This is a genomic window from Ensifer sp. ENS03, from assembly GCF_014852035.1.
In the GTDB taxonomy this organism is placed as follows: Bacteria; Pseudomonadota; Alphaproteobacteria; order Rhizobiales; family Rhizobiaceae; genus Ensifer; species Ensifer adhaerens.
In genome coordinates, this window is record NZ_JACVAV010000002.1 from 833,025 (window position 1) to 859,722 (window position 26,698).

The 26,698-nt window shown below is 64.3% G+C and carries 26 protein-coding genes; 21 read left to right on the plus strand and 5 right to left on the minus strand.

Annotated features, from left to right (window positions below):
- The first annotated feature begins 2 nt into the window (after positions 1 to 2).
- The 4 genes from IB263_RS10770 to IB263_RS10785 are packed head-to-tail and all read left to right on the plus strand — an operon-like array spanning position 3 to position 5,161.
- Positions 3 to 1,592, plus strand: a complete 1,590-nt coding sequence (locus IB263_RS10770) for an ABC transporter substrate-binding protein (protein WP_029742614.1) — start codon at positions 3 to 5, stop codon at positions 1,590 to 1,592.
- Positions 1,577 to 2,713 (plus strand): ABC transporter permease, encoded by a 1,137-nt coding sequence (locus tag IB263_RS10775; protein ID WP_029742613.1) that lies wholly within the window; start codon positions 1,577 to 1,579, stop codon positions 2,711 to 2,713. The genes IB263_RS10770 and IB263_RS10775 overlap by 16 nt, the downstream gene beginning before the upstream one ends.
- Entirely contained in the window at positions 2,710 to 3,537 is an 828-nt protein-coding gene (locus IB263_RS10780) for an ABC transporter permease (RefSeq protein WP_029742612.1), read from the plus strand. Before IB263_RS10775 ends, IB263_RS10780 begins: the two co-directional genes overlap by 4 nt.
- A complete protein-coding gene (locus IB263_RS10785) occupies positions 3,530 to 5,161 on the plus strand; it encodes an ABC transporter ATP-binding protein (RefSeq protein WP_029742611.1) in 1,632 nt (543 codons plus the stop codon). Before IB263_RS10780 ends, IB263_RS10785 begins: the two co-directional genes overlap by 8 nt.
- A gap of 56 nt (positions 5,162 to 5,217) precedes the next feature.
- Here IB263_RS10785 and IB263_RS10790 read toward each other — a convergent pair whose 3' ends face one another.
- Entirely contained in the window at positions 5,218 to 5,472 is a 255-nt protein-coding gene (locus IB263_RS10790; RefSeq protein ID WP_029742610.1) for a DUF1127 domain-containing protein, read from the minus strand.
- Between the two features lie 222 nt (positions 5,473 to 5,694).
- On the opposite strand from IB263_RS10790, the gene IB263_RS10795 reads away from it, so the two are divergent.
- Positions 5,695 to 7,146 (plus strand): LuxR C-terminal-related transcriptional regulator, encoded by a 1,452-nt coding sequence (locus tag IB263_RS10795; RefSeq protein ID WP_029742609.1) that lies wholly within the window; start codon positions 5,695 to 5,697, stop codon positions 7,144 to 7,146.
- A gap of 9 nt (positions 7,147 to 7,155) precedes the next feature.
- Here the strand turns inward: IB263_RS10795 and IB263_RS10800 are convergent, their stop codons facing one another.
- The gene (locus IB263_RS10800; protein WP_029742608.1) at positions 7,156 to 7,497 is read right to left on the minus strand and encodes a PAAR domain-containing protein; all 342 of its coding nucleotides are present in this window, start codon (positions 7,495 to 7,497) and stop codon (positions 7,156 to 7,158) included.
- Between the two features lie 54 nt (positions 7,498 to 7,551).
- Positions 7,552 to 8,346 (minus strand): helix-turn-helix transcriptional regulator, encoded by a 795-nt coding sequence (locus tag IB263_RS10805; RefSeq protein ID WP_029742607.1) that lies wholly within the window; start codon positions 8,344 to 8,346, stop codon positions 7,552 to 7,554.
- Positions 8,347 to 8,508: 162 nt separating this feature from the next.
- Here IB263_RS10805 and IB263_RS10810 point away from each other — a divergent pair, with 162 nt between their 5' ends.
- The 7 genes from IB263_RS10810 (at position 8,509) to IB263_RS10840 (ending at position 16,089) form a co-directional block, all read left to right on the plus strand.
- Positions 8,509 to 10,113 (plus strand): ABC transporter substrate-binding protein, encoded by a 1,605-nt coding sequence (locus IB263_RS10810; protein ID WP_029742606.1) that lies wholly within the window; start codon positions 8,509 to 8,511, stop codon positions 10,111 to 10,113.
- A 74-nt stretch (positions 10,114 to 10,187) separates the two neighbouring features.
- On the plus strand, positions 10,188 to 12,182 hold the full coding sequence (locus tag IB263_RS10815) for a CocE/NonD family hydrolase (protein ID WP_029742605.1): 1,995 nt from the start codon (positions 10,188 to 10,190) through the stop codon (positions 12,180 to 12,182).
- A 102-nt stretch (positions 12,183 to 12,284) separates the two neighbouring features.
- Positions 12,285 to 12,779 carry an HPP family protein gene (locus tag IB263_RS10820; RefSeq protein WP_029742604.1) on the plus strand — a complete coding sequence of 165 codons (495 nt, stop codon included), beginning with the start codon at positions 12,285 to 12,287 and terminating at the stop codon, positions 12,777 to 12,779.
- Positions 12,776 to 13,339 (plus strand): TetR/AcrR family transcriptional regulator, encoded by a 564-nt coding sequence (locus tag IB263_RS10825; protein WP_029742603.1) that lies wholly within the window; start codon positions 12,776 to 12,778, stop codon positions 13,337 to 13,339. Before IB263_RS10820 ends, IB263_RS10825 begins: the two co-directional genes overlap by 4 nt.
- A 161-nt stretch (positions 13,340 to 13,500) precedes the next feature.
- Positions 13,501 to 13,965: an SRPBCC domain-containing protein gene (locus IB263_RS10830; RefSeq protein ID WP_029742602.1), complete on the plus strand. Its 465-nt coding sequence runs from the start codon at positions 13,501 to 13,503 to the stop codon at positions 13,963 to 13,965.
- A complete protein-coding gene (locus IB263_RS10835) occupies positions 13,958 to 15,556 on the plus strand; it encodes an MFS transporter (RefSeq protein WP_049810956.1) in 1,599 nt (532 codons plus the stop codon). Before IB263_RS10830 ends, IB263_RS10835 begins: the two co-directional genes overlap by 8 nt.
- A gap of 113 nt (positions 15,557 to 15,669) precedes the next feature.
- Positions 15,670 to 16,089: a GFA family protein gene (locus IB263_RS10840; RefSeq protein WP_029742600.1), complete on the plus strand. Its 420-nt coding sequence runs from the start codon at positions 15,670 to 15,672 to the stop codon at positions 16,087 to 16,089.
- Positions 16,090 to 16,103: 14 nt separating this feature from the next.
- On the opposite strand, the gene IB263_RS10845 is transcribed toward IB263_RS10840, so the two are convergent.
- Positions 16,104 to 16,505, minus strand: a complete 402-nt coding sequence (locus IB263_RS10845; protein ID WP_029742599.1) for an ACT domain-containing protein — start codon at positions 16,503 to 16,505, stop codon at positions 16,104 to 16,106.
- A gap of 156 nt (positions 16,506 to 16,661) precedes the next feature.
- Here IB263_RS10845 and msrA point away from each other — a divergent pair, with 156 nt between their 5' ends.
- Positions 16,662 to 17,381: a peptide-methionine (S)-S-oxide reductase MsrA gene (gene msrA, locus IB263_RS10850; RefSeq protein ID WP_029742598.1), complete on the plus strand. Its 720-nt coding sequence runs from the start codon at positions 16,662 to 16,664 to the stop codon at positions 17,379 to 17,381.
- Positions 17,382 to 17,411: 30 nt separating this feature from the next.
- Here the strand turns inward: msrA and IB263_RS10855 are convergent, their stop codons facing one another.
- Entirely contained in the window at positions 17,412 to 18,311 is a 900-nt protein-coding gene (locus tag IB263_RS10855) for an alpha/beta hydrolase (protein WP_113135695.1), read from the minus strand.
- Positions 18,312 to 18,490: 179 nt separating this feature from the next.
- On the opposite strand from IB263_RS10855, the gene IB263_RS10860 reads away from it, so the two are divergent.
- The 8 genes from IB263_RS10860 (at position 18,491) to fhuF (ending at position 26,682) form a co-directional block, all read left to right on the plus strand.
- Entirely contained in the window at positions 18,491 to 19,399 is a 909-nt protein-coding gene (locus tag IB263_RS10860; protein WP_029742595.1) for a LysR family transcriptional regulator, read from the plus strand.
- 183 nt (positions 19,400 to 19,582) lie between these two features.
- Positions 19,583 to 20,743, plus strand: a complete 1,161-nt coding sequence (locus IB263_RS10865) for an ABC transporter substrate-binding protein (protein WP_029742594.1) — start codon at positions 19,583 to 19,585, stop codon at positions 20,741 to 20,743.
- A 193-nt stretch (positions 20,744 to 20,936) separates the two neighbouring features.
- Positions 20,937 to 21,935 (plus strand): ABC transporter ATP-binding protein, encoded by a 999-nt coding sequence (locus IB263_RS10870; RefSeq protein WP_029742593.1) that lies wholly within the window; start codon positions 20,937 to 20,939, stop codon positions 21,933 to 21,935.
- Positions 21,932 to 22,882, plus strand: coding sequence for an ABC transporter permease (locus IB263_RS10875; protein ID WP_060515874.1), 951 nt, complete (start codon positions 21,932 to 21,934; stop codon positions 22,880 to 22,882). The genes IB263_RS10870 and IB263_RS10875 overlap by 4 nt, the downstream gene beginning before the upstream one ends.
- Positions 22,872 to 23,684, plus strand: a complete 813-nt coding sequence (locus tag IB263_RS10880; RefSeq protein WP_034792091.1) for an ABC transporter permease — start codon at positions 22,872 to 22,874, stop codon at positions 23,682 to 23,684. The genes IB263_RS10875 and IB263_RS10880 overlap by 11 nt, the downstream gene beginning before the upstream one ends.
- A gap of 24 nt (positions 23,685 to 23,708) precedes the next feature.
- Entirely contained in the window at positions 23,709 to 25,136 is a 1,428-nt protein-coding gene (locus tag IB263_RS10885; protein ID WP_034792090.1) for a gamma-aminobutyraldehyde dehydrogenase, read from the plus strand.
- Positions 25,137 to 25,194: 58 nt separating this feature from the next.
- Positions 25,195 to 25,689: an ester cyclase gene (locus tag IB263_RS10890; RefSeq protein WP_060515873.1), complete on the plus strand. Its 495-nt coding sequence runs from the start codon at positions 25,195 to 25,197 to the stop codon at positions 25,687 to 25,689.
- Between the two features lie 333 nt (positions 25,690 to 26,022).
- A complete protein-coding gene (gene fhuF, locus IB263_RS10895) occupies positions 26,023 to 26,682 on the plus strand; it encodes a siderophore-iron reductase FhuF (protein ID WP_112771210.1) in 660 nt (219 codons plus the stop codon).
- Positions 26,683 to 26,698 lie beyond the last annotated feature (16 nt).

Below are 26,698 nucleotides of genomic sequence, written 5' to 3' on the forward strand. Positions count from 1 at the left end.
GAATGAGCGATTACAAGGATTACCTCACACGACAGGTCATGCTCGGCAAGATGAACCGGCGCGAGTTTTTGGGCCGCGCGGCAGCAGCCGGCATTCTCGCCTCGACGGCCGGCACTTTGTTTGCCACCAGCGCTGCAGCGCAGGAGCCGAAGCGCGGCGGTCACCTGAAACTCGGTCTCGAAGGCGCTGCCGCCACCGACTCGAAGGACCCGGCCAAGGCGCTGTCGCAATTCATGTTCGTCGTCGGCCGCAACTGGGGCGACATGCTCGTCGAAAGCCACCCAACGACCGGCGCGCCGGTGCCGGCACTCGCCGAATCCTGGGAGCCCTCGACCGACGCGTCGACCTGGACCTTTACCATCCGCAAGGGCGTAAAATTCCACGACGGCAAGGAGCTGACGCTCGACGACGTCATCAAGACGCTGCAGCGCCACACCGACGAAAAGTCTGAATCCGGCGCGCTCGGCGTGATGAAGTCGATCAAGGAAATCAAGGCCGACGGCGACAAGCTGGTGCTCGTGCTGACCGAAGGCAATGCCGACCTGCCGCTGCTTCTGACCGACTATCACCTCATCATCCAGCCGGGCGGCGGCATCGACAAGCCGGACGCAATGATCGGCACCGGCCCCTTCAAGGTGACGAGCTTCGAAGCCGGCGTTCGTGCCACCTTCGAGAAGAATGCCGACGACTGGCGCACCGACCGCGGCTATGTGGACTCGGTCGAGCTGATCGCCATGAACGACGCCACGGCCCGCATCGCCGCGCTTTCCTCCGGCCAGGTGCACTACATCAACCGCGTCGATCCGAAGACGGTCAACCTTCTGAAGAAGGCGCCGACGGTCGAGATCCTGAACACGTCCGGCCGCGGCCATTACGTGTTCATCATGCATTGCAACACAGCACCCTTCGACAACAACGACCTGCGCATGGCGCTGAAGTATTCGATGGACCGCGAGACCATGGTCCAGCGCATCCTCGGCGGTTACGGCAAGGTCGGCAACGACTTCCCGATCAACGACACCTACGCCCTCTTCCCCGAAGGCATCGAGCAGCGTGCCTATGATCCGGACAAGGCGGCCTTCCACTACAAGAAATCCGGCCACAGCGGTCCGGTACTGCTGCGCACCTCCGACGTCGCCTTCCCGGGTGCTGTCGATGCAGCGGTGCTCTACCAGGAAAGCGCCAAGAAGGCGGGCATCGAGATCGAGGTCAAGCGCGAGCCGGGCGACGGCTACTGGACCAACGTCTGGAACGTGCAGCCCTTCTCCACCTCCTACTGGGGCGGCCGTCCGACCCAGGACCAGATGTACTCCACCGCCTATCTTTCGACCGCCGACTGGAACGACACCCGCTTCAAGCGTCCGGATTTCGACAAGATCCTGCTCGAGGCCCGCTCGGAACTCGACGAGGCCAAGCGCAAGGACATGTACCGCACCATGGCCATGATGGTGCGTGACGAAGGCGGCCTGATCCTGCCGATGTTCAACGACTTCGTGAACGCCTCCACCAAGCAGGTGAAAGGCTACGTGCATGACATCGGCAACGACATGTCGAACGGCTATGTCGCAACCCGGGTATGGCTGGACGCATGATGATGGAAAGCGGACCGCTCACTGGTCCGGTTCCGACGGATGGAACCGCGGGTGCAACACACCCGCGGTCTGCCGAACTTTCCGGAGTACCAGCAAAACCCAACCCTGCCGCCAATCCCTCGAATGGTGAAATCGGCGGCACCTTCTGGCGGCGCTTCACCTTCCGCCGCCCGCTCGCGGCGCTGATCCTGCAGCGCCTCGGCTTGAGCGTCGGCCTTCTGTTCGCCGTATCGCTGATGATCTTCGGCGGCATCGAGGCGCTTCCCGGCGACTTCGCCACCACCTATCTCGGCCAGTCGGCAACGCCGCAGGCGGTCGAAAACATCCGCAAGGATCTCGGCCTCGACCGGCCCTGGACCGAACGCTACGTCTCCTGGCTCGGCGGCGCTGTCCAAGGCGATTTCGGCACCTCCTGGGCGAGCAAGAACTCGGTCGGCGAGCAGATTTCCAAGCGCCTCGGCAACTCGCTGTTCCTTGCCTTCTTCGCAGCCCTCGTCTCCGTACCGCTCGCCGTCGGCCTCGGCATGCTGGCGGTGCAGTTCCGCAACCGGCTGCCCGACAAGATCATCAACGTCGTCTCGCTCGCGGCGATCTCGCTGCCCGAGTTCTTCGTCGGCTATCTCCTGATCATGTTCTTCGCCGTCAAATACGGCGTCGCGACCTTCCCCGCGACCGTCTATGACAGCATGAGCTTCACCGAACGTCTCTCGGCGATCGCGCTTCCCGTCGCGACCCTCGTTCTCGTCGTTCTCGCCCACATGATGCGCATGACCCGCGCGGCGATCCTCAACGTCATGTCGTCGGCCTATGTCGAGACGGCGGAACTGAAGGGCCTCGGCATGTTCCGCATCATCGCGCGTCACGCCGCCCCCAATGCGGTGGCGCCGGTCATCAACGTCATTGCGCTCAACCTGGCCTATCTCGTGGTCGGCGTCGTCGTGGTCGAAGTGGTCTTCGTCTATCCGGGCATGGGCCAATATATGGTGGATGCGGTGACCGTGCGCGACATGCCGGTCGTTCAGGCCTGCGGTCTGATCTTTGCCGCCTTCTACATCTTCCTGAACATGGCGGCCGATATTCTCGCGATCATCGCCAACCCGAGACTGAGGCATCCGCGATGAACCTGAGATCCATCCCCTTCAGCGCCTGGATCGGCATCGCCGGCATCGCGATTGCGATCTTCTGCGCCCTCTTTGCGCCTGTCATCGCCCCCTTCGGTGAACGCGACGTAGTCGGCGACGTCTGGCTTCCGGCCGGCGGCGACTTCCTGCTCGGCACCGACAATCTCGGCCGCGACCTGCTGTCGCGTCTGATCTATGGCGCCCGCACCACCATCTTCGTGGCATTTGCGGCAACCGTGCTTTCCTTCTCGCTCGGCATGATCCTGAGCTTCACCGCCGCTGTTGTCGGTGGTTTCACGGACCAGCTGTTTTCCCGCTTCAACGACCTGATGATGGCGATTCCGACGCTCATTTTCGCCCTCGTCGTTCTCGCCGTCCTGCCGCAGCATCTGTGGATCCTGATCCTGGTGATGGCGGTGCTCGACAGTACCCGCGTCTTCCGCATCGGCCGTGCCGTGGCGCTCGATGTCGCCGTCATGGAGTTCGTCGAGGCGGCAAGGCTGCGTGGCGAAGGTTCGCTCTGGATCATCTTCCGCGAGATCCTGCCGAACACGCTGTCGCCGCTCTTGGCCGAATTCGGCCTGCGCTTCGCCTTCTCGATCCTGTTCCTCTCCACCCTCTCCTTCCTCGGCCTCGGCATCCAGCCGCCGGCAGCCGACTGGGGCGGCATGGTCAAGGACAACAAGGACGGCATCATCTTCGGCATTTCGGCAGCGCTCATCCCCGGTGCTGCGATCGCGACGCTCGCGATCTGCGTCAACCTCGTGGTCGACTGGCTGATGAAGAGAACCTCGAGCCTCAAGGGAGGACGCGGCGATGCCTGAGATGCTCTCCGTCAAGAACTTGAAGATCGAAGCGACCAGCTACCCGCCGGGCGAACCGCCGAAGGTCGTCACCCTCGTCGAGGGCGTCTCCTTCGACGTTCAGAAGGGCAAGGTGCTCGGCCTCATCGGCGAGTCCGGCGCCGGCAAGTCGACCATCGGCCTCTCGGCGCTCGCCTATGGCCGCGGCGGCGTGCGCATCACCGGCGGTCAGGTCCTGCTCGACGGCAAGGACATCCTGACGCTCGACAAGAACGGCATCCGCTCGATCCGCGGTGCCCGCGTCTGCTACGTCGCGCAATCGGCAGCGGCCGCCTTCAATCCGGCGCATCGGCTTGGCGACCAGGTGATCGAGGCGTCGCTCCGCCACGGCATCATGAGCCGCGAGGAGGCTAAGAAGCGGGCGCTCTATCTCTTCCGCGTGCTGGGCCTGCCCAATCCGGAAACCTTTGGCGAGCGTTATCCGCACCAGGTCTCCGGCGGCCAGTTGCAGCGCGCGATGACCGCCATGGCGCTCTGCCCCAACCCGGAACTGATCGTCTTCGACGAGCCGACGACCGCGCTCGACGTCACCACCCAGATCGACGTGCTCGCCGCGATCAAGCATGCGATCGAGGAGACGCACACGGCAGCCCTCTACATCACCCACGACCTCGCCGTCGTCGCCCAGATCTCCGACGACATCATGGTGCTGCGCCATGGCAAGACGGTGGAATACGGCTCGACGAAGCAGATCATCGAAGAGCCGCGCGAGGATTACACCCGGGCACTCGTCAGCGTCCGCCAGACGAAACGCGAGGAAGCCGCCGACCAGACCGGGACGCAGTTGAAGATCGAGCATATCAGCGCCGGCTATGCCAACGGCTTCAAGGTGCTGCATGATGTCTCGATGCATCTGCCGAAAGGCCAGACACTGGCGATCGTCGGCGAAAGCGGCTCGGGCAAGTCCACCCTTGCCCGCGTCATCACCGGGCTTTTGCCGCCGACCGAGGGGCGCATCACCTTCGAGGGCAAGGAGCTGCCGCGGGCGCTGAAAGGCCGCAGCAACGACGAGCTCCGCCGCATCCAGATGATCTACCAGATGGCCGATACGGCGATGAACCCGCGCCAGACGGTGCGAGACATCGTCGGTCGACCGCTCTCCTTCTACTTCGGCATGCACGGCCAGAAGAAGACGGAGCGGGTCAAGGAACTGCTCGACCAGATCGAAATGGGAACGCGTTTCCTCGATCGTTATCCGGCCGAACTTTCGGGCGGCCAGAAGCAGCGCGTGGCGATCGCAAGGGCGCTCGCCGCCAAGCCGGAGCTGATCCTCTGCGACGAGCCCACCTCGGCACTCGATCCGCTTGTGGCCGAAGGCATCCTGAATCTGCTTCTGAAGCTTCAGGAGGAAACCGCTGTTTCCTATGTCTTTATCACCCACGACATCGCCATCGTGCGGGCGATCGCCGACAGCGTCGCGGTCATGCATCGCGGCCGCCTCGTGCGCTTCGGGCCGAAGTCGAAGGTGCTGTCGCCACCCTTCGACGACTACACGGACCTGCTGTTGAAGTCGGTTCCGGAGATGGAAATCGGCTGGCTGGAGCGGGTGCTGAAGACACGCCGCATGGAAAGCGCCGGCAACTGAAAAACGAGACGGCGGCACGATCGCGTGCCGCCGCCTCATGCCTTCGTCAGGCAAGCTCAGCGTTGCCAGAAGGCCTTGCTCGTCTCTGCGCGAACCTCAGCCCTCGTCATCCCGATATCCTTGAGCCGCTCCGGATATTGATCCGCCATGAGCTGAAGTTGCTCGCGGACGCGAACGCGGTCCTCCCAGACGACAAGGATCCGGAAGGGATCGTGGCGGCCGAGGCTGTCGGCCAGATGCTTGGCCGGCTGGTTGAGATCAAGCCGGACGGCGTGATAGAAATCGGACATTCCCGAAAGCAGGCTGCTCATCGCCGTTCCCACCTCTTCTTGCCCCTCAGGGCGTTGAAACACTGTCGGAACTCTAGGCCCGTGGAACGCGTCCCACATCGCGCAGCTGCTGTGTTTTCCTCTCCTGCATTTGTAGTATTTTGACTGCAGCACCGCGCGCCCCGTTGGACGCGCAAGAGGCACTGTGGCACCTTGCCGTATGTCGCCATTGAAAACGGCCCGGTCAGATGGCAGGAAGCAGCCATGAACCGTATCCCGACACCACAGGCCGCCACCGAAGCCTTGTCAGACCGCGAGCGCGCCGTGGCCGAGCGTTTTGCCGCCGGCCTGACCTATCGCGAAATCGGCGAGGCGCTGTTTATCGCGCCGTCGACGGTGCGCACGCATCTGGCGACGATCTACGGCAAGCTCGGCGTTCGCAACAAGATCGAGCTTGCCGCCTCGGTCGCGCAGATGGTGGCCGGCAGGACGGCGAGCGAGGCGGTCGCGCCATTGCGCGACGCCGAGCCCGCCTCGCCGACGCTCGCGGTCTTTCCCATTGAAAGCCTCAATCCAGAGGAGCGCTGGCGCCGTTTCGCCGACGGGCTGTCATCCGACATCTGCGTCGATCTCGCGCGCTTCGCCGATCTGCCCGTGATCGCCTTCCACACAATGAAGCTGCTCGGCAACCGGCCGGAAAGCTTCGAAGACCACGTCCAGGCGGTCGGCGCGACCTATGCCATCACCGGGCAGCTGCGCGCGGACGACCGGCGGGTCCGCCTGACGATCCAGCTTTCCGATACCCGCACCGGCATGACGCTCTGGAGCGAGCGCTACGAGCGCTCGATGGAAGACGTGCTGACGCTGCAGGACAGCCTCACCGAAAGCGTCATCAACGTGCTCGCCGGCTGCTTCGGCACGCTGGCCGCCATCGGCCGCAAGGCGAGCCGGCAAAAGCCGCCGGGCAGCCTGCAAGCCTATGACTACTTCCTGCTGGGCGTCGAACAGCACAATCGCTTCAGCCCGGATGGCAACGCCGCCGCCATGCAATTGCTGACGCGCTCGATCGAGCTCGATCCGGGGCGGGCGCGCGCCTGGACCGAACTTGCCTATGCCCATTCCATCCAGGCGGCGAACGGCTTCGGCGACGACCTCGAAAGCGCAAGAAAGAACTGGCGCAGCGCCGCCGAGGAGGCGCTGCGGCTCGATCCGACGGATCCGGCCGGCCATACCTGTATCGGCGATTTCAAAGCCTGCATCGGTGATCTGGCGGGTGCCGCCGAGGCCCATGCCCGGGCGCTCGAATATGGCAGAAACAACGCCGATACGCTGGCGCTGCTCGCGGGAGCCAAGGCCCTGATCGTCGGCGATCCCGCCGACGGGATTCCCTTCATCGAGCGCGCCCTCTCGCTCAACCCGCTCGGCCCGCCCTGGTACCACGGCATGTTCGCGCGCGTTCTCTTCGTCGTCGGGCGCTATCGCGCGTGCTTGTCCGCGCTTGAAAAGAGTTCGCAGGAATCGCCGAACACACTGATGTTCCAGGCGATGGCACACGCGTACCTTGGCGAGATGGAGGAAGCGGCAGAGGTCGTATCGCGGCTGCAAGCCCAGTTCCCGTCGTTCACGGTCGAGGGCTTCATTGCCGGCTATCCCATCTCCAATCCGCCGGCGCTTTCGGCCGTTCGGGAGGGTGCCCGGTTGGCCAGGCTCGTCTGACGATAGCTGTCACTTCTGCCGGCAATCGACGTAGCCCACCCTCTGCGCCGCCTCGCCTTCGAAGGTCACCGTCGCTTCGCCCTTGGCCGAGCAGTCGCCCTTTTCGCCGCTGCCGGCGCGGAAGTGCACCACCGGCTGGCCTTCGACCATGATGCTCGGCACCACCTCGTAGAGTTCCGGCGGGCAATTGGCGACATCGGAAAGCCTGAGCGCCGGCTGCCCGCCGATCATCACGCTGGACGCCCCCGAAAGCGCACAGGACGGGATCGGCGCCCGTGCCTCCTCGGCCTTTGCCGGTGACATCGGCAATGCGAAGCAAAGGCAGGCGATAGCGGCCAAAGCAGATTTCATGATCCCCTCCTCGATCGGTGCGTTCGGCGAAACCTACCACATGGCGACGCCGCCTCAATATTCGGTCGGCACGGTCAAGAGCTCGGCATCGGGCGTATCGAGGAAGGCTCGCACCGTCTGCGGCAGGTGCCGCGAGCCGAAGGACAGCACGCCGCAGCGTGAGAGCATCTGCCGCAGATCCGGCTGCGCCCCGAGCGAGCGCCAGATCATCCGGGACGCGTAAGGCAGGTTTTCCTTGCGCCAGGAGACCCCCATGGTGGTGCCGCGCAGATAGACCCGCTGATGCACTTCGAACGGCAGAAGGATGGTCTGCGCCAGCATCGGCTCGCGCCCGATGCTGCGCTCGGCGATGAAGATGCGGTTTCGCCAGAGAGTGACGAGGCCGACATATTTTGAGAACTGCTGGATCTCGTTTGCGGGATCGCGGATGCGCTCGATCGATTTCACCCGGATCGAGCCTGCCTCCTCGTAGATCCGCGCGCAGGAGCAGACGACCAGCCCCGGCCAGGAGAGCGACACGTGATAGGTCTGGTAGTAGCCGACATGGCGCCGGAGGCCCGCGATGTCGCCCGGGAAACCCTCAAGCAGCAGGCCGGCATCCGAGCGGTCCCGATCGGGGCGCGTCATGCGCGCCTCGAACTGTTTGGCCGGCAACGCGAAGTCTTCGGCCGAAAGCCCGAAGAAGCGGGCAATGCGCGCCACATTGTGCGCCGATGGCCGCGCCTCGCCACCGATGTAGCGGTTGAACTGCTGGCGGTTAATGCCGATTTCGCGGCAGATCTGCGAGATCGACCGTCGCGTCGCACAGGCAAACTTGAGATTGGCGGCGAAGATGTCGATGTCCTGCACGGTGCTTTTCGAACCCCATTCAACGCGCTTCCAATCCCTGTCGAACAGGAAGCATTCAGGTAGCGTAAAAGAGCGTAAAGAAGCGTCAAGTCGCGAAATTGTGTGCCGGTCGGCAAACGCTAGGTTTTCCCTAACAAGCATCACTCCAAAGGGAACCCTAGAATGACCGAATTCACGAAGCGTCCTGACGGCCTCCTTATCCCCGCGAGCCTTGCCTCGACCGGCCTCAGCCGGCGCGGCTTCCTGGCCGGCACGGCAGCATTGGGCCTTGCGGCCGGTTTCGGCGGCGCGCTCGCCGCCACGGACGCAAGGGCTCAGGAGCCGAAGCGTGGCGGCCATCTGAAGCTCGGTCTCAAGGGCGGCGCCACGACGGACTCGCTCGACCCGGCCGCCTATAGCGGTTCCGTTTCCTTCGTCATCGGTCACCTCTGGGGTGATACGCTGGTCGAATCCGACCCGAAGACCGGCGCGCCCCTGCCGGCGCTTGCCGAATCTTGGGAACCCTCGGCCGATGCGTCCGAGTGGACCTTCAAGATCCGCGGCGACGTGAGCTTCCACGACGGCAGCAAGCTGACCGTTGCCGACGTCGTCGCCACGCTGAAGCGCCATGCGGACGAAGGCTCGAAGTCCGGCGCGCTCGGGCTGATGCGCTCGATCAAGACGATCGAGGAGAAGGCAGGCAGCCTGGTGCTGACGCTCACCGAAGGCAATGCCGACCTGCCGCTGCTTCTGACCGACTATCACCTGATCATCCAGCCGAAGGGCGGCGTCGACAATCCGGCCTCGCCTGTTGGTACCGGCCCCTACAAGCTTGCAAGCTACGAGGCAGGCCTGCGCGCCACCTTCGAGAAGAACGCCGATGACTGGCGCTCGGACCGCGGCTTCGTCGACAGTGTCGAGATCATCGTGATGAACGACACGACGGCGCGCATCGCAGCACTTTCTTCCGGCCAGGTCCACTTCATCAACAACATCGACCCGAAGACCGTGCCGCTCCTGAAGCGCGCCCCGCGCGTCGAGATCCTCAGGACCTCCGGCAAGGGCTTCTACAGCTTCCTGATGCATTGCGACACCGCGCCCTTCGACAACAACGATCTGAGGCTGGCGCTGAAATATGCGGTCGATCGACAGGCGATCCTCGACCGGGTGCTCGGCGGCTTCGGCACGCTCGGCAACGACTATCCCGTCAACGGCAACTATGCGCTGGCACCCGAAGGCATCGAGCAGCGCGCCTATGACCCGGACAAGGCGGCCTTCCACTTCAAGAAGTCCGGCCATGACCGGCCGATCCTGCTGCGCACCTCCGACGCCGCCTTCCCGGGTGCTGCCGACGCCGCGGTGCTCTTCCAGGAAAGCGCCAAGAAGGCGGGCATCGAGATCGAAGTGCGCCGCGAGCCGGAAGACGGCTACTGGACCAATGTCTGGAACGTGCAGCCCTTCTGCGCCTCCTATTGGGGCGGCCGGCCGACGCAGGATTCGCGCTACTCGACCTCCTATCTCTCGACCGCCGAATGGAACGACACCCGCTTCAAGCGCGAGGATTTCGACAAGCTCCTGCTGCAGGCCCGCTCCGAGCTCGACGAGGCCAAGCGCAAGGAAATGTACCGCACCATGGCGATGACGGTGCGCGACGAAGGCGGCCTGATCCTGCCCGTCTTCAACGATTACGTGAACGCCGCCTCGGCTTCGCTCAAGGGCTTCGTCGACGACATCGGCAACGATCTCTCGAACGGCTACGTCGGCAGCCGCGTCTGGTTCGACAGCTGAGCCATTGCGACGAATGCCGGACGCGGGCTCGCGTCCGGCATTTCCCGAGAAAACAAAGAGATCGTTAGAACCACATGTCAGAGCGCGAATTCACAGTCATCGAAAACGAATGGATCCGGCTGAAGGACGGCACCGAGCTTGCCGCCCGCATCTGGATGCCGGCCGGCACGGAGGCCGATCCGGTTCCGGCCGTGCTCGAATACCTGCCCTACCGCAAGCAGGGCGGCACGAGCCTGCGTGACGAATCCACCTATCCCGTGTTTGCCGCCGCCGGCATTGCCGGCGTGCGCGTCGACATCAGAGGCTCCGGCGAAAGCGAAGGCGTGATCGACGGCGAATATACGCCGCGCGAGCTTTCCGACGGTTGCGAGATCGTCGAATGGATCGCCGCCCAGCCCTGGTCAAACGGCAAGGTCGGCATGATGGGCATCTCCTGGGGCGGCTTCAACTGCCTGCAGGTCGCGGCCTTGAAGCCGCCGGCGCTGAAAGCCGTCATCTCCATCGCCTCGACCGTCGACCGCTACAACGACGACATCCACTACAAGAACGGCTGCCACCTCTCCGCCCAGCTGTCCTGGGCGGCGACCATGCTCGGCTACCAGTCGCGCTCGCCGGATCCCGCCATCGTCGGCGACCGTTGGAAGCAGATGTGGATGGAGCGGCTGGAGAAGGAGCCCTTCTTCATGGAGGAATGGCTGGAGCACCAGCGTCGCGACGAATTCTGGCAGCACGGATCGATCTGCGAAGATTTCGACAGGGTTGGGATCCCCGCGCTGGTCATCGCCGGCTGGGCCGACGGCTACCGCAACACGCCCTTGAAGGCGGTCGAAGGCCTTGGGGACAAGGCCAAGGCGCTGATCGGCCCCTGGGTGCACAAGTACCCGCATTTCGCCTTTCCGAAGCCGCGCGCCGATTTCCACGGCGAGGCGATCCGCTGGTGGAACCGCTGGCTGCGCGACGAGGAAAACGGCGCCGAGAACGGGCCACAGGTGCGCGCCTATATTCTCGACGGGCCCCGCCCGTCGCTCCGGCGTGACAGCGATCCCGGCCGCTGGGTGGCGAAGGACGCCTGGGCAACGCCGGAAATGCATCTCTTCGGCATCTCCCATGACGGCCGGCTGACGCCGTCGGCCGGCGGCACCGGCATCGGCGAGGTCTACCTGAAATCGCCGCTCGATACCGGCACGGCATCCGGCGAGTATTTCACGCTGAAGCCCGATGCCGAAATGGCCGGCGACCAGCGCATCGACGATGCCGGCTCGCTCACCTTCGAGACGGCACCGCTACTGGAAGCCGCCGACTATCTCGGCCAGCCAACGCTGACCGTCGACGTCACCTGCCAGGAGCCGACCGCCAATCTCGCCGTGCGCCTCGTCGACGTGCATCCTGACGGTACCGCCACCCGCGTCGCCTTCGGCGTGCTCAACCTTTCGCATCGCGACGGCAACGCCCAGCCGCGCGCCATGGAGCCCGGGCGCAAGACGCGCATCACGCTTACGCTCGATGCCTGCGGCTACCGCTTCCGCGCGGGAAATCGCATCCGGGTGTCGCTCTCGACCTCCTATTGGCCGCTGATCCTTCCCACCCCGACCGATCCGGGCCTTTCGATCGACACAGCAAGCCTCTCGCTCGCCCTTCCCCTGCTCGGCGCCCACAGGGAGATCAACGTGCCCGAGCCGGAGAACCCCGACCCGCTGCCAAAGTATCGCGAGCTGACGCGCGGTATTTCGAGCCGCACCGTCGAGCGCGACATGACCCACGGCATGACCCATTACCGTATCTACGAGGACACCGGGCTTTCAGAACATCCGGATACGGGCCTTGCCACCCAGGATATCCGCGACGAGACCTGGTCGATCGCACCGGACGACCCCTCGTCGATGATCGGAACCTCGACCTGGACCTGTGTTGCCAAGCGCGAGGGCTGGTCTGTGCGTACCGTCTCGACCTCGACGCTCCACTGCACGAAAAGCGAGTGGATCACCGAGGCGGAGGTCGTCGCCTATGAGGGCGAGACACGGATTTTCGAGAAGCATTTCAAGAAGCGCATCCCCCGCGACTTCATGTGAAGGGCACGGGCGGCCGGTTCCAACGCGCTGCCCCGCCCCCGCATTGACATCTCACACAAGTCATTGTACCAATCGGTAAAGAGTTTACTGATTGGTACAACCATGCGCCATTTCTTCTCGCGTCATCAGCCTCCCGTTCATATCAACCGCGGCTTGATTGCCGGCATCGGCGGCCTCGTCGCCATCGCCGCCGTCGGCGCCCTCACAGGCCTTGTCGGCCACCCCATGTTGATGGCGCCCTTCGGCGCCAGCTGCGTGCTGATCTTTTCCGTCACGGCGAGCCCGCTGTCGCAGCCGGCCAACGTCGTCGGCGGCCACTTCGTTGCCACCCTCGTCGGCCTGATCCTCAGAACCGTCTTTCCGAATGAATGGTGGGCGGTCGCCATCGCCGTCGGCGCGGCGATCGCGCTGATGGCGGCATTGCGCATCACCCATCCGCCGGCAGGCGCCAACCCGCTCGTCGTCTTCGCCGCCGATCCCGGCTTCGAATTCCTGCTCTTCCCGGTGCTGACCGGCTCGCTTATTCTCGTCGCCGTTGGCGCGCTGTTCCACCGTTTCGCCAAGGTCGAGTATCCGCTGGTGAGGAAGCCCGCATGAGCCGCGTCGTCGCTGAGCGAAAGGACGTGATCGCCATGCTTGCGGAAATCTTCCGCGAGCACGGTTATGACGGCACCAGCCTCAGCCTGATCACCGAGAAGACCGGGCTTGGCAAAGGCAGCCTCTACCACTTCTTCCCCGGCGGGAAGGAGGAGATGGCAGAGGCCGTGCTTGGCGATATCGCCGCCTGGTTCCGCACGCACATCTTCGAGCCACTACGCAATGCGGAAGACCCGGCCGCAGCGCTGGACGCGATGTTTGCCGCCGTCGACGGCTACTTCCGCCAAGGCAGACGCCTCTGCCTGATGGGGGTGATCGCCACGAGCGGCGCACACGACCGCTTCGCCCGCGAACTCAACCGCTATTTCTCCGATTGGCGTGCCGGTCTATCCGCAACGCTTGAACGCGCCGGCACACCGGCCGCCGAGTGCGACGGCGTTGCCGAGGAAATCGTCGGCGGCATCCAGGGCGCGCTGATCCTTGCCCGAAGCCTCGAGGACCCCGGCGCCTTCGTCCGGGTGCTGGCCCGCCTCAAGGCGCGCCTGCCCGTATCATCGTAAAAGCAAGCGACCACCCTTCCTCCCCCGCCCAAATTGACAAAAATCAGATCGCGGCTTGAGCCTGCCTTGACAATTGCCTTTTCGCACGGATATTAACCGCGAAGTTAAATAACTCTACGGTTAAAGACTGGGCGTATGGGGCGCCCAGAGGAGGAGGATTCATGACAGCGGCGACCGCAAACGCAGCACGCAAGGATATCAGCCTGGAAATCGTGCGCGACTTCGAGGCGCCGATAAACCTCGTCTTCAAGGTCTGGTCGACGCCGGAGCACCTGTTGCGCTGGTGGGGACCGCAGGACTTCACGCCGCATTCGATCAACATGGACTTCCGTCCGGGCGGGGCCTGGCGCGCCTGCATCCGCTCGCCCGAAGGCCAGGACTATTGGATGAGCGGCATCTTTCGCGAAGTGCGCGAGCCCGAGAAGCTGGTCTTCACCTTCGCCTGGGACGAAGACGGCGAGCCCGGCAGCGACACGCTGATCACCGTTTCCTTCGCCGATATCGGCGCCAAGACGCGGCTCACCTTCCAGCAAACACCATTCGAGACCGTCGAAGAGCGCGACTCGCACCAGGATGGCTGGGGCGAGTGCCTCGAGCGGCTCAGGGATTACGTCGACCATGTCTGAGATTTCGAACCTTGAAACCGAAAACGCACCCGGTCCGAAGGCGACCCGGCGCGAATGGATCGGGCTCGCCGTGCTGGCGCTGCCCTGCATGCTCTATTCCATGGACCTGACGGTGCTGAACCTCGCGGTCCCGCAGCTTGCCGAACAGCTCAAGCCCTCGGCCGCCCAGCTTCTCTGGATCATCGATATCTACGGCTTCATGGTCGCAGGCTCGCTGATCACCATGGGCACGCTCGGCGACCGCATCGGCCGCCGGCGCCTGCTGATGATCGGCTCGGTCGCCTTTGGCCTGGCGTCGATCTTCGCCGCCTTTGCCTGGAATGCCGAGACGCTGATCATCGCGCGCGCGGTGCTTGGTGTCGCGGCAGCAACGCTTGCGCCCTCCACGCTCTCGCTCATCCGCAACATGTTCCTCGACGACCGCCAGCGCACGTTTGCGATCGGGGTGTGGATCGCCAGCTTCTCGGCCGGCGGCGCCATCGGCCCCGTGGTCGGCGGGCTGATGCTGTCGCAGTTCTGGTGGGGCTCGGTCTTCCTGCTCGCCGTGCCGGTCATGGTGCTGATCCTCATCCTCGGGCCGATCCTCCTGCCGGAATTCCGCGATCCCGAGGCCGGCCGGATCGATCTCGTCAGCGCCGCCCAGTCGCTCGTCGCCGTGCTTTCGGTGATCTACGGCATGAAGCACATCGCCGAGGCCGGGTTCGATACGATCGCAGTCTTCTTGATCCTGCTCGGCATCGTCGTCGCGATCCTGTTTGCGCGGCGCCAGCTTCGTCTCGCCGATCCGCTGATCGACCTCGCGCTGTTCAGGACGCCGGCCTTCAGCGCCGCCCTTGGTGTCAATATCCTCGGTCTCTTCGTCGGCTTCGGCGCTTTCCTGTTCGTGGCGCAGTACCTGCAGCTGGTGCTCGGGCTCACGCCCTTCGTCGCCGGTCTCTGGTCGGTGCCGACGGGTGTGGCGATGATCGTCGCCTCGATGACCGTGCCGATGCTTGCCACCCGTTTTGCCGCCTCCAACCTGATTGCAGCGGGCTTCGTGCTGACGGCGATCGGCTTTGCCATCTGCACCCAGGTCGGCACCACAAGCAGCCCGCTTCTCGTCACCACAGGCCTCGTTGTGCTCTGCCTCGGTTTTGCCCCGGTCGGCACGCTGACGACGGATATGATCGTTGGCTCTGCCCCGCCGGAGCGCGCCGGCGCCGCCTCGGCGATCTCGGAGACCAGCTTCGAGTTCGGCGGCGCGCTCGGCATTGCCGTGCTCGGCAGCCTGCTGACCTCCGCCTATCGCGGCCGCATGGACCAGCTGGTGGTCACCGGCCTGCCGGAGGAAACCGTTGCCGCCGCCCGGCAGACGCTCGGCGGAGCGGTCGCGGTGGCTGCCGACCTGCCACCTGCAGAAGCCGAACGGCTGCTGACGGCGGCGCGCGACGTCTTCACTCAGTCCTTCGCCTTCACCGCCTCGATCTGCGTGCTGCTATCGCTCGGCACCGCACTCATCGCCTTCCTGCTCCTGCGCAAGGCCAGCGATGACGGTGACGGCAAGGCGCAGGTGGCCGCCGATCAGCCGGCGCCTTCGGGCAACGCCGGTTAACGGTGCCCGGCGCCAGGCGCCGGGCCGGAAACGCAAAGTGGCGCAAATCTCAAGCGGCGCCGGCCATATGGCCGGCGGGCGATGATCTGCGTCCAATCCCAGGGAGGAAACCGATGAAGAAGCTCTATCGCGGCAGCTGCCATTGCGGCGCCATCGCCTTCGAATGCCAGCTTGATCTCGCCGAGGGCATCCGCCGCTGCAACTGCTCCTTCTGCGCCAAGACACGGATGCAGAAGGCATTTGCGCTGCGCGAAGAATTCGAGATCACGTCAAGCAAGGACCGGCTGACGAGCTACCGGGCCGACAATTCGAGCTGGATCGAAGGCGACGTCGATCATTATTTTTGCAGCCGCTGCGGTGTCCGGCCCTTCTCGCGCGGCTACCACAAGGATTTCATCGGCCATTTCTACGCGGTCAATGTCGCCTGCCTCGATGGCGTCAGCGACGTGGAACTCGCCGAGGCGCCGATCATCTACGAAAACGGCCGCGATGACGACCACTTCAACGCGCCCGCCGACACACGCTTCATGTGAGCGCACACGGCCAGTCAGGCGACGGTCAGCGCCCGGAGCGCATCGAGCGCTCGCTCGGCATCCGCTTCCGGCACGAAGATGTGGTCATGGTAATAGGCGGCAATCACATTGGCGCTGATGCCCTCGCGCGTCAGCGCTGCCGAAACGGCCGCCGTCAGCCCCACGGCCTCGAGCGCCGAATGCACGTTGAGCGTGATGCGGCGAAGCAGCGGACCATAGGCGAGCCCGGCCTCGTCAGCGGCCGCGCGGGTAACGACCAGGGTCAGCCCCTCGTCCTCGCGATAGGTGGCAAGCGCCTCCAGCGCCTGGTAGCGCGCCTGATCCTGATAGGCGACGGTACAATAGACGTAGGTCTGCGGAAACAGCACCGGGTTCATCGTCGAAAGCAGTTTCGCGAGATCCGTTTCTCCGGCCATGTCATCGTCCCTCGTTCTCGGCGCCTCGTGCTTGCCCACTGGTATCGGATCGTCACGTTGGCGTGAAGCACGCGATCGCGATTTGACCGTTGCCAATCCCATGAAAACATGAGGTCATCGAACGCCGGCGCTGGAGCCGGGCGACGGGAGGACGCGATGGCGCGCAGCAAGTCGGTACAAACCTCTGACAGATCCCTCACAAGACTGACCGCGGTCTTCGCCGCGTTGCTGGCGTTTTCGCCCATCGCCGCCGCCCAGGAGCCGGCCGTCGTCATCCCGCCGCCGTCACTCGACGAGAAGTCATCCGCTTCGACCGAAATCGCCGTCTTTGCCGGCGGCTGTTTCTGGGGCGTGCAGGGCGTCTTCCAGCACCTTAAGGGCGTGAAGAAAGCGGTCTCCGGCTATTCCGGCGGCACCGCGGCAACCGCCGACTACGAAACCGTGAGCGGCGGCAAGACCGGCCATGCGGAGGCGGTGGAAGTGACCTTCGATCCGCGCGACGTCACCTATGGCCGGCTGCTGCAGGTGTTCTTCTCCGTCGCCCACAATCCGACCCAACTCAACTATCAGGGGCCGGATCACGGCCCACAGTATCGATCGGCGCTCTTTACCATCACCGATGAACAGAAGCGGATCGCCGATGCCTATATAGCCCAGCTCGGCAAATCAGCCGCCTTCCCGGCAAGGATCGTCACGCAGGTTTCGCCCTTCAAGGGCTTCTACGCTGCCGAGGACTATCATCAGGATTTCCTGACGCGAAACCCGACGCACCCCTATATCGTCTACAACGACCTGCCGAAGATCGAGAACTTGAGAACCCTGTTCCCCGAGGCCTTCCAGGCAAATCCGGTGCTGGTGTTCAAGCCGAAGAGCTAGGCCCGCTTCACAAACGGACACAGCAGGTCGTCAACGCGTTCCGACAAGGACCGCCACGCCTTCCGCCAGCCGGCGAAAGCCTTCGCGCGCGCCCTCGCTCATGTGCCGCGCCCTCAGCCACGCATGGATCATCTGCGGCTCCTCGCGGAAGGTGACGTTCACGCCCGCCATGGCAAGCCGCGCCGCATAAATGCGGGCATCGTCGCGCAAGGGGTCAAAGAAGGCGCCGGTTACATAGCTCGGCGGCAGGCCCGAGAGATCCGTTTCCGCCAGCGGTGCGGCGAAGGGATTGCCCATCGGCGCTTTCAGGATGTCCCGATAATAGCCGACATCGGCCGTCGTCAGTCCCGGCGCCTCGGCCATCTCCTCATAGGAACCCGACACGAGATCGCCGCCAAGGCCGGGATAGATCAGCACCTGGCCAACGATGCCGGAAAGCCTTTCCGCCCGTGCCTTGAGAACGATGCCAGCCGTGAGATTGCCGCCGGCGCTGTCGCCGGCCACGACGACCGGGCGGCCGTCGGACAGGAGGTGTTGCAGCACGGCGTAGCTGTCGTCGAAAGCAGCCGGCCAGACATGCTCCGGCGCGAGCCGATAATCGACCGAGACCAGCTCGGCCTGAGCGAAATCCGCAAGCTCGGCGCAGATCGCATCATGGCTGTCGAGTGAACCGACGACGAAGCCGCCGCCATGGATGTAATAGATGCGCGTTTCGCTCGAGACCTTGGCCGGCCGGTAGCGCCGGGTCGGGATACGGCCGTCGACGAGTTCATCCATGCGCGTCAGCCCGGCCGGGCTCGGCGCATCGAATTCGGCGCAGAGCGCGTCATACCATTTGCGCTGCTGTTCGATCGAGGCATCGACCGCGTCGGCGGGATAGAAGTCCTCGCAGCGGCGATGAAAGGCGAGGATCCCCTCCTCCGTCGGCATCGGCCGCTTGGTCACCTGATCCACGTCGTCCTCCCTGCAATCCCGAAGTCGCCTGCAGCTTAGCACCGGCGTTCCGGCTCTCTGTCCGAAAACCGACATGACGGGAAAAAATCGGCGGTCGATCCGGTTGCATCGGCCACCCGCTTGCCAGCCCTGCCTCGCACCTATTAACTCTCGCCATGGCCTTCACTTTCAGACAGTTGCAATATTTCGTCGCCGTTGCCGAACAGGGGTCGATCACCCGTGCGGCGCAGAACCTGTCGATCTCGCAATCCTCGATCACCGAGGCGATCAAGGAGCTGGAAGGCGATCTCGGCGTCGAGCTCTTCGACCGGCATCCGCGCGGCCTGTCGATCACCCACAACGGCCACCAGTTCCTGCGCCACGCCACCAAGATCCTCTCCAATGTCTCCGACGCCCGGCGCAGCTTTTCCGACAGCCGCGAGGAAACCGGCGGCAAGCTCAATCTCGGCGTCACTTCGCTGGTTGCCGGCTACGTGCTTTCCGATCTGCTCGCCCGCTATCGCCGCGCCTGCCCCGGCGTGGAAGTCAGTGCCATCGAGGACAACGGCTCCTATCTCGAACATCTGCTGATCGGCGGCGAGCTCGATGTCGCCGTCATGGTCATATCCAACCTGCGCGACCGCATGGCGCTGCAGGCGGAGATTTTGGAGACCTCGCCCTATCGCCTGTGGCTGCCGATCGGACATCCCTTGGTCAGCGCCGACATCATCTCCGTCAGCGATATCGCCAAGGAACCGCTGATCATGCTGACAGTGGACGAAATCGAGGAGAACACCGGCAAGCTTTTGTCCGCACTTGGCGCCCGCCCCCATGTCGCCTTCCGCACCCGCTCGGTCGAAGCGGTGCGCAGCCTGGTGGCGACAGGCGCCGGCATCGCGCTTTTGCCTGACCTCGTCTACCGCCCCTGGTCGCTGGAAGGCGACCGCATCGAGAGCCGCGACGTGTCGGGCGCGCTTCCCGTCGTGCAGGTCGGCATGGTCTGGCGCAAGGGCTCCGGCCTGCCACAATCGGCGCGCGATTTCGTCGGTATCGCCGAAGCGCTGAGAAGCGCCAGACCGCGCTAATTCACTAAATTTATTAGTCTTCTCCCGACACTGGCCACACCTTTGGCGTGCCGGCGGGTGATCGATATCGGAAAAGCCGAAAGCGACATTCTGTTTAATGAATTTGCGAATACGGTGAAATGAAGGCACGCTTCATCCTGGGAACGAAGCCGCAAAACGCGGCTCAAAACTGGGAGAATTCAGATGAAGCAGATGCTCAAATCCTGCACGGCATTGACCCTGTCGCTCGGCCTTGTCGCCCCGGCCTTCGCGCAGGAGCCGCTGAAGGAACTCGGCAAGGGCGAAGGCGAACTCTCCATCGTCGCCTGGGCCGGCTACATCGAGCGCGGCGAGACCGACAAGGCCTATGACTGGGTCACGGATTTCGAAAAGCAGACCGGCTGCAAGGTCTCGGTCAAGACCGCCGCCACCTCGGACGAAATGGTGGCGCTGATGAACGAAGGCGGCTTCGACCTTGTCACCGCCTCGGGCGACGCCTCGCTGCGCCTCGTCGCCGGCAAGCGCGTCCAGCCGATCAACACCGATCTCATCCCGAGCTGGAAGACCATCGACGAGCGCATGCAGAACGCGCCCTGGTACACAGTCAATGGCGTCCACTACGGCACGCCCTACGTCTGGGGCCCGAACGTGCTGATGTACAACAAGGACGCCTTCAAGGGCGAAGCGCCGAAGAGCTGGAACGTCGTCTTCGAGGAAATGAACCTGCCCGACGGCAAGTCCAACAAGGGCCGCGTCCAGGCCTATGACGGCCCGATCCATGTGGCCGACGCTGCCAACTACCTGATGAAGCACAAGCCGGAACTCGGCATCAAGGACCCCTACGAACTCAATGAAGACCAGTACAAGGCAGCGCTCGAGCTGCTGCGCGGCCAGCGCAAGATCGTCGGCCGCTACTGGCACGACGCGATGATCCAGATCGACGACTTCAAGAACGAAGGCGTCGTCGCCTCCGGCTCCTGGCCGTTCCAGGTCAACCTGATGGAAGCCGAGAAGCTGCCGATCGCCTCGACCATTCCGGAAGAAGGCGTGACCGGATGGGCCGACACCACCATGCTGCACGCCGACAGCCAGCATCCGAACTGCGCCTATATGTGGATGGAGCACTCGCTGTCGCCGAAGGTCCAGGGCGACGTCTCCGCCTGGTTCGGCGCCAACCCGTCTGTCGGTGCGGCCTGCAAGGGCAACGAACTCTTGACCGACGCCGGCTGCAAGACCAACGGCTACGAGGACTTCGACAAGGTCAAGTTCTGGAAGACGCCGGTGACGAAGTGTGAAAGCCAGGGCGAATGCGTGCCCTATCACCGCTGGGTCTCCGACTATATCGGCGTGATCGGCGGCCGCTAAGCCGTCAGACCTATCGCAAGCATTTGCCCCTCACCCTGACCCTCTCCCCTCACGCGGGGAGAGGGAACGCCCTCGGCCAAACCGTAGGGCGTGAACTTGAGGCAAGACGCCCGCCGCACGTCCCCTTCGCCCCGCCTGCGGGGAGAAGACGCCGGCAGGGCGGATGAGGGGCCACATTTCCCGGAGCCATACAATGACCACCGCCGTTCTCTTCGACAATGTTTCCCGCCACTTCGGCGCCGTGCGCGCCGTTGATGGCGTGAACCTCGAGATTGCCGAGGGCGAGTTCTTCGCCATGCTCGGCCCCTCAGGCTCCGGCAAGACCACCTGCCTGCGCCTGATGGCCGGCTTCGAGCAGCCGACCGGCGGCCATATCGAGATCTTCGGCGAAACGGCGGAGGGCGTGCCGCCCTATCGCCGCAGCGTCAACACCGTCTTCCAGGACTACGCGCTCTTCCCGCACCTCTCGATCCTCGACAACGTCGCCTATGGGCTGATGGTCAAGGGTGTCGGCCGCGAGGAGCGGCGCAAGGCGGCCGAGGACGCACTCGCCATGGTCAAGCTGCCGGGCTATGGCACCCGCCGTCCCGGGCAACTCTCCGGCGGCCAGCGCCAGCGCGTGGCGCTCGCCCGGGCACTTGTCAACAAGCCCAAGGTGTTGCTCCTCGACGAGCCGCTCGGCGCGCTCGATCTGAAGCTGCGCGAGCAGATGCAGGAGGAACTGAAGAGCCTGCAGAAGTCGCTCGGCATCACCTTCGTCTTCGTCACCCACGACCAGGGCGAGGCGCTGTCGATGGCCGACCGCATCGCCGTCTTCAACGATGGCCGCATCCAGCAGCTTGGCAGCCCGGAAGACGTCTACAAGCAGCCGAAGACGCGGTTTGTCGCAGATTTCGTCGGCTCGTCCAACGTGCTGCCGCAAAAGCTCTGCCAGCGGCTCGGGCTGAAGGCACCCTTTGCGAGCCTACGTCCCGAAGCGATCGTCCTCGCCCAGCCGGTAGATGGCGCGCTCAGCCTCTCGGGCACCGTCTCGGCCCATAGCTTCCTCGGTGCCGTCAACCGTGTCGTCGTCGATGTCGATGGCGCCCGCGTCGCGGTCGCCAGCCCCGCAGCGCTCGCCGTGCCCGCGCTCGGCAGCCCCGTCACCATCAGCTTTGCCGCAAACGAGCTGCACCCGATGGAGGACGCATGACCGCCTTTGCCGAACCCCTCGTTCTGCCTGAACGCCGAGGCCCCGCCGGCCGCCTGTCGGACTTCTTCTGGAAGCACCCGCATCTGCTTCTGTTGATCATGCTCGCCCCGCCGCTGCTCTGGCTCGGCGTCGTTTATCTCGGCTCGCTGTTTGCGCTTCTGCTCCAGAGCTTCTTCTCGATCGACGATTTCTCGGGCCTGATCAACTACGAGTTCACGCTCGCGACCTATCGCCAACTGCTCAGCGAAACCAATCTCGACATTATCCTGCGCACCGTGCTGATGGCGGCGACCGTCACCGTCGCTTCCGCCGTCATCGCCTTCCCGATCGCCTATTACGCCGCGCGCTACGCACAGGGGAAATGGAAGGTGCTCTTCTATCTCGGCGTGATGCTGCCGCTCTGGTCGAGCTATCTGGTCAAGATCTATGCCTGGAAGCTGATTTTGGCCAAGGAGGGCATCCTCACCTGGTTCTTCGAAAAGCTGCATCTCATGTGGCTGCTCGACGGCTGGCTGTCGCTACCCGTGGTCGGCGGCAACTCGCTCTCGGTCAGCTACACCGGCACCTTCATCGTCTTCGTCTATGTCTGGCTGCCCTTCATGATCCTGCCGATCCAGGCAGCGCTGGAGCGCGTGCCCGGCAACCTGATCGAGGCCTCCTCCGATCTCGGCGGCACGCCGGCCCAGACCTTCCGCTACGTGCTCTTTCCGCTGGCCCTTCCCGGCATCGTCGCCGGCTCGATCTTCACCTTCTCGCTGACGCTCGGCGACTACATCATCCCGCAGATCGTCGGCTCGTCGCGCCTCTTCATTGGCCAGGCCGTCTATGCCCAGCAGGGCACGGCCGGCAACATCCCGCTGGCCGCCGCATTCACGGTCGTCCCGATCGTCATCATGGGCGCGTACCTCTTCGTCGCCAAACGCATGGGAGCCTTCGATGCGCTCTGAACGAAACCGCTCACCGATGGGCCTGAAGATTGCGGCCGCCGCCGGCCTCGCCTTCCTGCACCTGCCGATCCTCCTGATCTTCCTCTATGCCTTCACGACGGAGGAAAAGAGCTATCAGTTCCCGCCGCCGGGGCTGACGACGCAGTGGTTCGCCGTTGCCTGGAACCGGCCCGACGTCTGGGCGGCGCTGACGCTTTCGGTCAAGGTCGCCTCAATCGCAACCGCGGTCGCGCTGGTGCTCGGCACGCTCTGCGCCGCAGCCGTCAGCCAGACGCGCTTCTTCGGCCGCGAGACGGTCTCGCTGCTCGTCATCCTGCCGATCGCGTTGCCCGGCATCATCACCGGCATTGCGCTGCGCTCCGCCTTCTCGATGGCCGATATTCCGTTTTCCTTCTGGACCATCGTGCTCGGCCACGCGACCTTCTGCATCGTCGTCGTATACAACAATGCGGTCGCGCGCTTCCGGCGGATTTCCGGCTCGCTGATCGAGGCCTCGATGGACCTTGGCGCCGACGGCTTCCAGACCTTCCGCTACATCATCCTGCCCAACATCGGCACGGCTTTGCTTGCCGGCGGCATGCTCGCCTTCGCGCTCTCCTTCGACGAGGTGATCGTCACCACCTTCACTGCCGGCCAGCAGTCCACGCTGCCGATCTGGATGCTCGAAGAGCTGATCCGCCCGCGCCAGCGCCCGGTGACCAATGTGGTTGCCATGGTCGTGGTGCTCGTCACCTTCCTGCCGATCCTCGGCGCCTACTACCTCACCCGCGACGGCGACCAGATCGCCGGCGCCGGCAAATAACTCGACTATCAAGGGAGAACAGACATGGACACCCAACTGCTGATCGGATCGCGCTTCGAGGCCGGCACCGAGGCCGACGAACACATCCTGAACCCGCGGACGGGCGGCAAGATCGTCGATCTGCCGGAAGCCTCGCATGCCCAGGTCGAGGCGGCCGTCGACGCCGCTGAAAGCGCCTTCACCAGCTGGTCGCAGACGACACCGGCCGAACGCTCCAACTATCTCTTGAAGATCGCCGATGCGATCGAGAAGGATGCGGACGGCTTTGCAGCCCTCGAGGCGCTCAACTGCGGCAAGCCGATCAATGCGGTCAAGAACGACGAACTGCCCGCTATCGTCGACTGCTGGCGTTTCTTTGCCGGCGCCGTGCGCAACCTGCACGCCCCGACCGCAGGCGAGTACCTGCCCGGCCACACCTCGATGATCCGCCGCGATCCGATCGGCATCGTCGGCTCGATCGCGCCGTGGAACTATCCGCTGATGATGATGGCCTGGAAGCTGGCGCCGGCGATCGCCGGCGGCAACACCGTCGTCTTCAAGCCATCCGAACAGACGCCGCTGACGGCGCTGAAGCTGGCCCGCGTGCTCGCCGACATCCTGCCGGAAGGCGTGGTCAATGTTGTCAGCGGCCGCGGGGAAACCGTCGGCAACGCGCTGATCAACCACCCGAAGATCTCGATGGTCTCGATCACCGGCGATATCGCTACCGGCAAGAAAGTGCTGGCGGCGGCCGCCAAGACCGTGAAACGCACCCATCTGGAGCTCGGCGGCAAGGCCCCGGTCATCGTCTATGACGACGCCGACCTCGAAGCGGTCGTCAACGGCATCCGCACCTTCGGCTATTACAATGCCGGCCAGGACTGCACCGCCGCCTGCCGCATCTATGCCGAAGCCGGTATCTACGAGAAGCTGGTCGCCGACCTCACCTCGGCGGTCTCGACCATCCGCTACAACCTCGCCGACGACACCGAAAACGAGATCGGCCCGCTGATCTCGCGCCGCCAGCGCGATCGCGTTGCGAGCTTCGTCGAGCGCGCCGCCGACCAGAAGCACATCGAGATCACCACCGGCGGTGCCGCCGGCAGCTCGGACGGCTTCTTCTTCCAGCCGACGGTTGTGGCCGGCGCCACGCAGGAAGACGAGATCGTGCGCCGCGAAGTCTTCGGCCCCGTCGTCTCCGTCACCCGCTTCACCGGCAAGGACGATGCCGTCGCCTGGGCCAACGACAGCGACTATGGCCTCGCCTCCTCCGTCTGGACCAAGGACATTTCCCGGGCGATGAAGGCCGCCTCCCGCCTGCAATACGGCTGCACCTGGATCAACACCCACTTCATGCTGACCAACGAGATGCCGCATGGCGGCGTCAAGCAGTCGGGCTACGGCAAGGACATGTCGGTCTACGCGCTCGAGGACTACACCGCCGTTCGCCACATCATGATCAACCACGGCTGAGGCTCACCGCCCGGGCGCGGAGAATGCATGCAAACGAAATAAACGGGAGGAGTTTGCGATGTACCGTCGTCAATTGCTTGTTGCCGCTGGAGCCCTCGGCCTCAGCGCCCTCGTGCTCACGCCGGCGGCGTTTGCCGCCGACGCGGCGCCGGATGTGGTCGCGGCCTATGTCGCGGCCTGGAATGCCCATGACTCGAGCAAGGCCGCATCCTACTTCGCCGATGACGTCACCTATTACGACGCGTCGGTCGGCAAGCCGGTCACCGGCAAGGATGCCGCCAAGACCGGCGTCATCGACAATTTCCTGAACGCGGTGCCTGATGCCGTCTGGACCATGAAGGGTGATCCGATCGCTAGCGGCGACAAGGTCTCCTTCGAATGGGAGTTCTCCGGCACCAATTCGGGCGCCTGGGCCGACGGCACGGCCGCGACCAACAAGAGCTTCAAGTTCACCGGCGCCTCGGTCTTCACCGTCAAGGATGGCAAGATCGCCGCCCAGAACGACTATTACGACGCGCTCGGCTTTTACAAGCAGCTCGGTCTGATGCAGTAGACGAGCCGAGCGGCGGTTTCGCCGCTTCGATGGCCGCAGGCTTCGGCTTCCGGCCGTCGTCTCTTGGCTTCAAATCATGAATACAAAACTCATAAATGACTTGCACCGGAAAAAATCTTGAGTAACACGATCACCTTATGAGTTTCTGACCACGCTCAGAAGGTATCGCATGCTTGCAGGACGGCGTTCTTCCAAGGCTCCATTCCCGATCGGGCTTACCCGCGCGCGGGTGACGTCTTGACGGCGGCCGTGTCCGAACCGGTCGTCGCGACAGGCGGCCCCAAGGCGCTGTCGGCCGCCTTTGCCGGCACCCATGCCTGGTGCAATGAGAAGATGGTGCTCTCGGACGAGCTTTCCGACGGCATGGCGCTGCCGGACTTCTTTGCCTCCGGCGCCTTCGACCGCGCGCTCGATATCTACACGGAGAAATCCGGCGCCAGCGACCGCCGTGCCGTCGCCTCCATGTGGTCGCTCTACTATTTTTCGAGCCTCACCATTCCCTATCTCGTCGCGCGCGTGCTTGACGATCAGGTGCTGCCCGTCGCCTTCGATCAGATGAAGGTGGCGCTCGCCGAGGATGGCCTGCCGCGAACCTTCGGTGTCGCCACACCGGGCGACTGGCAGAAAGCGGACGATAGCGACGTTTTCGCCACGCTTGCCCCCCTGATGCAGGGGCATCTGCGTGAGGTCGTCAGCTATCTCAAGTCCGTCGGCGGCATCGCCCCGAAGCTCGCCTGGAACAATGCGCTCGTCTATATCGACTATGCGCTGCGCGCCTCCGGCATCGAGCCGCTGAACGCGCAGGCCGACGCGCTGATCGGCAGCAAGTCCCTGCCGGACGGCACACCCAATCCCTTCTTCGATTGCCTGCGGCACGAGGAGGAAGATGGCGCCCGTGTCTGCCGGCGCAAGATCTGCTGCCTGCGCTATCTGCTGCCCGGCGTCCCGAGCTGCGGCAGCCTCTGCGCCCTCCCAAGCCAAAGGAACCAATAGGTTTTGTCTTCCCGCT